Source organism: uncultured Pluralibacter sp., from assembly GCF_913775985.1.
Classification (GTDB): domain Bacteria; phylum Pseudomonadota; class Gammaproteobacteria; order Enterobacterales; family Enterobacteriaceae; genus Pluralibacter.
Genome location: NZ_CAJYMB010000101.1, coordinates 1 through 6,023, shown reverse-complemented (window position 1 = coordinate 6,023; position 6,023 = coordinate 1). Strand labels below are relative to the sequence as shown.

6 protein-coding genes and 1 pseudogene are annotated in these 6,023 nt (G+C 58.3%); 4 read left to right on the top strand and 3 right to left on the bottom strand.

The window, feature by feature from the left end; genetic code table 11:
• Nucleotides 1–220: pseudogene (locus QZ766_RS12715) on the bottom strand (hypothetical protein); the annotation flags it as partial.
• A 113-nt stretch (nt 221–333) separates the two neighbouring features.
• Between QZ766_RS12715 and QZ766_RS12710 the strand changes: the two are divergent.
• From QZ766_RS12710 to QZ766_RS12700, 3 genes are all read left to right on the top strand, one after another.
• Nucleotides 334–1,227, top strand: a complete 894-nt coding sequence (locus tag QZ766_RS12710) for a LysR substrate-binding domain-containing protein (protein WP_297202509.1) — start codon at nt 334–336, stop codon at nt 1,225–1,227.
• Nucleotides 1,228–1,524: 297 nt separating this feature from the next.
• A complete protein-coding gene (locus QZ766_RS12705) occupies nt 1,525–1,830 on the top strand; it encodes a biofilm development regulator YmgB/AriR family protein (RefSeq protein WP_297202507.1) in 306 nt (101 codons plus the stop codon).
• A 24-nt stretch (nt 1,831–1,854) separates the two neighbouring features.
• Nucleotides 1,855–2,076 carry a hypothetical protein gene (locus QZ766_RS12700; protein ID WP_297202505.1) on the top strand — a complete coding sequence of 74 codons (222 nt, stop codon included), beginning with the start codon at nt 1,855–1,857 and terminating at the stop codon, nt 2,074–2,076.
• A gap of 160 nt (nt 2,077–2,236) precedes the next feature.
• Here the strand turns inward: QZ766_RS12700 and fdhA are convergent, their stop codons facing one another.
• Both fdhA and QZ766_RS12690 read right to left on the bottom strand, forming a co-directional pair.
• The gene (gene fdhA, locus QZ766_RS12695) at nt 2,237–3,412 is read right to left on the bottom strand and encodes a formaldehyde dehydrogenase, glutathione-independent (RefSeq protein ID WP_297202503.1); all 1,176 of its coding nucleotides are present in this window, start codon (nt 3,410–3,412) and stop codon (nt 2,237–2,239) included.
• A gap of 144 nt (nt 3,413–3,556) precedes the next feature.
• On the bottom strand, nt 3,557–4,084 hold the full coding sequence (locus tag QZ766_RS12690) for a GNAT family N-acetyltransferase (protein WP_297202501.1): 528 nt from the start codon (nt 4,082–4,084) through the stop codon (nt 3,557–3,559).
• Nucleotides 4,085–4,229: 145 nt separating this feature from the next.
• Between QZ766_RS12690 and treZ the strand changes: the two genes are divergently transcribed.
• Nucleotides 4,230–6,017 (top strand): malto-oligosyltrehalose trehalohydrolase, encoded by a 1,788-nt coding sequence (treZ, locus tag QZ766_RS12685; RefSeq protein ID WP_297202499.1) that lies wholly within the window; start codon nt 4,230–4,232, stop codon nt 6,015–6,017.
• Nucleotides 6,018–6,023: the final 6 nt, after the last annotated feature.

The window sequence follows — 6,023 nt, the reverse complement described above, 5'->3', positions numbered from 1 at the left end:
GCCTGCTGATGCCGCTGCCTGCTGCCGCCGGGCCGCTGAATAACTGCAGCAAATTAGTTACCAGAGAAGGGCTAATCAGCAGCGCGGCGGCAGCAGGCAGCGGCATCAGCAGGCTCAGTAGCGCAACCGCCACTGTCGGCAGCCCCATGCCGGTGACGCCTTTAACTATGCCCGCCAGCAGGAAAATGGCGGCCAGCAGACAATATAGTGCAATATCCATCATTTATTTCCCCGGGTTAACTCAGCTGCCATATCACCCGAGGCGGCTGACATTGACAATCTGGAAAATCGGCCCGAAGCTTCGGATAACCCGAAGGCCAGTAGGAGGCGTACGTGCGCTTTGATGTCGTGGATTTAACCCTGTTTGTTAACGTTGCCGCAGAGGGCAGCATTACCGGCGGCGCTCGCCTGTCGCATCTGGCGCTGGCATCGGCCAGCGAGCGCATTACGAATATGGAGACCCGGGCAGGCACCGCGCTGCTGACTCGACTACCCCGGGGCGTGAGTCTGACCCCGGCGGGGGAAATTGTGCTGCGCCACGCCCGGCAGATGGTGGCACAGCACGCGCAAATGCGCGCTGAGCTGGCGGCGTATCTGACCGGGCAGCGGGGCACGCTAAAGTTGTACAGCAATACCTCTGCCGCAAGCTGGCTGCTGCCAACGCGCATGGCGCCGTGGCTGGCAGCGCATCCCGATATTCCCGTGGATATTGAAGAGCGAACCAGCGCTGACATTGTTGGCCTGATCGCCGCCGGGCGCGCCGAGGCGGGGCTGGTTTCTGACAGCGTTGAGTCCGGCAGCCTGACGCTGACGCCGGTGATGGACGATAATCTGGTGGTTATCGTTGGAGCGGGGCACGCGCTTTGTACCGAAACGCAGACAGCGTTCGAAAATATACTTAACGAGCCCTTTGTCGGCCTGCTGGCCGACAGCGCGCTGCAGCAGCATATCGAAGGGCACGCGCGGGCCCTCGGGGGCGAACTTGCCTGCCGGATCCGCATGCGCAATTTTGAAGGGGTGTTTGATATGGTCGCTGGCGGCATTGGTATCGCCATCGTGCCGCACATTCAAACCCGTATTTACGCCGGGCGATTTGCTGTCGCTACGCTCGAACTCAGCAACCGCTGGGCCCGCCGCCGGCTGTGCCTGTGCTATCGCGATGAATCGACGCTTTCACCCGAGATGCGGGGGCTGATGGACTGGCTCGGCAGTGGCGGAGGAGACTAATTTCCACGTTGTACAACGTAACAAAGCGTCGCCTGTACACTTATCTCAAGCGCTGACGCCTTTAAATATACTACAAAAACAATGACTTAACTAAATCTATACAAAATAATAAAAAGAAATGCACAAATGGGTTGTACAGGTTTAGTAGAATCGGCTACATTATTGTTAGTTGGCTTAGCAACGGTATGTAAGCCAAGGTAATCAACGGAGTGTAAGACGGTTCTCTGAGCAGAACGGAATGGATGCGCGGCAGTTTCAGTCACCACACCATTAATTTTATTCTGGAAGGAAAATCGTATGATGCTATCTCTGAACAATGCCGTAAAAATTAGCGAACACGCCACCAGCACCGGTTTTTTTGCCTCTATTAGCGATAAAAATCTCGCAAGCTATTTCTTTAATTCTGGCAGCCGCTATGAAGAAGAAAAATTAATTCTTGGTGCCGCCGTACGTAATATTCTGGCTCTCAACCATACCGTTACAAATAAAAATCTGATTGTCAGTCTGTTAACCATGCTGGAGTGCAGCGAAGACGTTGTGACCTCCGATATCATTCGCCACACGCTGGAGATTGTTGTCCAGTATACTCATGATGACATGTAGTTCTCAGGTCTTGCTGGAGGGACTATGAACCACACAATCCCGGATGAATATATTTTTAATTCTGCACTGTATCAGGATATTGAAAATAAGGCCCATGATGCCTTTGGAGTTATCAGCAGCGAAACGCTGGCCCGGACTATAATGACACTTCAAGCATCCGAGCAAAACAGCATTGTTGTTGACTTGTATGGTCAAATTTTGCATAAACTCACGCCGGAAAATTTACAGCGTTCTAATATCGCGTGAGACGCTATATCCGCATTCTTTATTAAAACGCTGCTGGTAAATATTACCGGCAGCGTGCCTCTCCATATTGTTCTTCCCTTAATAGCACTCCCAACTGACGTCATTATTAATATTCACCCGCAGCGCTGCGCGCGTTGGGTGAACAGGGTTTATGGCATCGTTACACCAGCAGCCCGTGCGGATCCAGCACGTACTTCGCGGCAACGCCCGCGTCGAAGCGCGCGTAGCCTTCGGCGGCGCTCTCCAGCGGGATCACTTTGGCATTCACAATTTTAGCAATCGGCAGCCTGTCGTGAAGGATGGCGTTCATCAGCTGGCGGTTATAGCGCAGCACCGGCGTCTGTCCGGTGTGAAAGGTCTGCGCTTTCGACCAGCCGAGGCCAAACTTGAGACTCAGGGAGCCCTCCCGGGCCGCTTTCTCTTCCGCACCCGGATCGTCGGTCACGTACAGCCCGGGGATCCCAATGCTGCCCGCCACCCGGGTTATTTCCATCATGTTGTTAAGCACCACCGCCGGCTGCTCTTTACCGGAGTGGCCGCGCGCCTCGAAGCCCACCGCGTCAATGGCAGAATCCACCTCCGGTGCGCCGACGACCTCGGCAATCATCTCTCCCAGGCGATCGTGCTTGCCCAAATCGATTGGCACAAAGCCCATCTTTTCGGCGTGCGCCAGCCGGTCTTTGTTAAAATCGCCCACCATCACCACCGCAGCGCCCAGAATTTGCGCCGACGCGGCGGCGGCAAGGCCGACCGGCCCGGCGCCGGCAACGTAGGTAATGGATCCGACCCCAACCCCGGCGGACACCGCGCCGTGAAAGCCGGTGGGCAGAATATCGGAGAGCATAGTGAGATCGAGGATTTTCTCCATCGCCCGGTCGCGGTCGGGGAACTTAAGCAGGTTAAAGTCGGCGTAGGGCACCATCACGTATTTCGCCTGACCGCCGACCCAGCCGCCCATGTCCACATAGCCAAATGCGCCGCCGGCGCGCATCGGGTTTACGGTCAGGCACACACCGGTATCCAGCTCGCGACAGCAGCGGCAGCGTCCGCAGGCGACGTTAAAGGGCACCGACACGATATCGCCGACCTCCAGCATCTCCACGTCAGAGCCTTTCTCGATAACCTCACCGGTTATCTCATGACCCAGCACCATGCCTGCCGGGGCCGTGGTGCGCCCGCGAACCATATGCTGATCGGATCCGCAGATATTGGTGGACAGGACTTTCAGGATCACCGCGTGGTCGATTTTCTTGCCTGAAGGGCTGACAAACTTCGGATCGTCAATTTTCATGACTTCAACTTTGCCCGGCCCCTGATATACAACGCCTCTGTTCATAGTCGCTCCATTGCATGCTGTGGTTGATGGCTGGATCAGAACGCGCGTTCAGTTCTGTCAGGCCAGTGTAGGCAAAGGTTTTACCTATGACTGACCCGAGAGCGACATCAGTAATTCTTATCTCATGTCCGGGAGCGACATCGGTCAGGAAAACATCTGATACCAGAACAGCGCCACTTCGCCTTTTTCCGGCATGGCGTGATAGAGAAAGCGATCGTAGCCTCCCAAACGGAAGCCGTTGCGCTGATAAAAGCGGCAGGCGGGAACATTGATATTCTGAGTTTCCAGGCGCAGGCCCGGCGCGTCTCTCTCTTTTGCCCAGTTGATGACCGACGCCATCAGCTTGCCCGCCGCGCCGGAGCGGCGCTGGCCGGCGTCGACCGCGATATAGTCAACAGAGACAAAGTTATTCCAGCTCACCGACGCCGTAATAAACCCCGCGAGCTCGCCAGCGGCGGTTTCCGCCACCCGAAACAGCGCATGGGGATCGTCGCTGTGGTTCGCCAGCGTTTGAATATCCAGTGCGTAGATTTTGCGCCAGGGCTCGCTGACCTGCTCAACATGCAGATCGTCATCATTAAACGGGCCGCGGGCAATCTGGCTAACGGTAAAGGAGAAATCACAGCATTCCAGGCGGGTGAGGTCGGCATTAATTCCTTTGCGAATCAGCATGGGGGTCCTTGTCTAGGAAAAGTCTACTAATGATAGCCAACCGCGCTAAAAGTGCCGGAAATATCCGCCGCGCCAGCGCGCTTTCAACGCTGGTCTAAGCTTGTATTTCGTGCCCGCCGGGCGGCAGTTGAATTGAGGTTGATACATGGAGTGCGGAAGATTTCAAAAACAGTGGGGCGCGGAGTTTATTGCTGACGATACGGTCCGCTTTCGCGTCTGGGCCGAGGGACAAAAAACGCTGTCGCTGCGCCTCAACGGCGCGGACAGCGAGATGGTCCGGGAGGCGGACGGCTGGTTTACCCTTGACGTCCGGGGCGCGGCGCACGAAGACGAATATCAGTTCGTGCTGGCTGACGGCACGGCCGTGCCCGATCCCGGCGCGCGGGCGCAGAAGGGGGAGGTCAGCGGCCCGTCGCTGGTGATAGACCCCCGGCGCTATCCGCGCCAGGACGCGGGCTGGCGCGGGCGCCCCTGGGCGGAGACGGTCATTTATGAGCTGCATATTGGCACCTTTACCCCGCAGGGCACCTTCAGGTCAGCGATGGATAAGCTGCCTCACCTGGCAGAACTCGGCATTACCCAGCTTGAAGTGATGCCGGTGGCCCAGTTCGGCGGCAGCCGGGGCTGGGGCTACGACGGCGTGCTGCTGTACGCCCCGCATTCGGCCTACGGCACCCCCGGCGACTTTCACGCCTTTATTGATGCCGCCCATCAGCTCGGGATGTCGGTGGTGCTGGACATCGTGCTCAACCACTTCGGCCCGGAAGGCAACTATCTGCCGCTGCTTTCGCCGGCGTTTTTTCACCAGGACCGCACCACGCCCTGGGGCAACGCCATTGCCTACGAAACGCCCGCCGTGCGCCAGTACATTACCGACGCGCCGCTGTTCTGGCTGAGCGAATACCGCCTCGACGGCCTGCGCTTTGACGCTATCGATCAGATCCACGATACCTCCGGCCACCACGTACTGGTGGAGATTGCCGACCGCATTCGCGCAGCGCTACCTGACCGGCACATTCATTTGACGACCGAAGACAGCCGCAACGTGGTGTTTCTCCATCCCCGGGATGAAAACGGTCAGCCCGCGCGCTACACCGCCGAGTGGAACGACGATTTTCACAATGCCGCCCACGTGTTTGCCACCGGCGAAACCCACGGCTATTACCAGGACTTCGCCGCCTCGCCGGAAAACAAGTTCGCCCGGGCGCTGGCAGAAGGCTTCGTCTATCAGGGGGAAATTTCACCCCAGACCGGCGAGTCCCGCGGGGTACCGAGCCTCGATCAGCCGCCGGAGTTTTTTGTCGACTTTATTCAAAACCACGACCAGACCGGCAACCGCGCCCAGGGCGAGCGGCTGATTACGCTTGCCGGCGCGGAGAAAACCCGGGTTCTGCAGGCCGCGCTGCTGCTGTCGCCGCATATTCCGCTGCTGTTTATGGGCGAAGAGTACGGGGAAACGAGGCCGTTTCTGTTTTTCACCGACTTTCACGGCGCGCTGGCGAAAGCGGTGCGGGAAGGGCGCGCCAGCGAATTTGCCGGCCACGCCGGGCACGACGGTGAAGTCCCCGATCCCAACGATCCCGACACCTTTAGGCGCTCGACGCTCGACTGGGCCAGCGCGGAAAGCGAGGCGGGCCGCGAGTGGCTGGCGTTTGTCCGCGAACTGCTGGCCCTGCGCCAGCGCTATATCGTGCCGCTGCTGGCGGCGGGCGGTAGCGCTGCCGGGCGCATTGTGCAGACAGAATTTGGCGCGGTGGCGGTCAGCTGGCATTTCGGTGACGTGACGCTGTCACTTGCCCTCAATATCGGCGTTGCCCCCGTCGCCATTCCCGCCCTCGCGGGGAACACGCTTTTTCACTGGCCGCAGGCGCAGGACGCGCTGGAGCCGAACAGTATTATTGTGCGCCTTGCTGAAGGAGACGCTCAGCCATGATCCCGT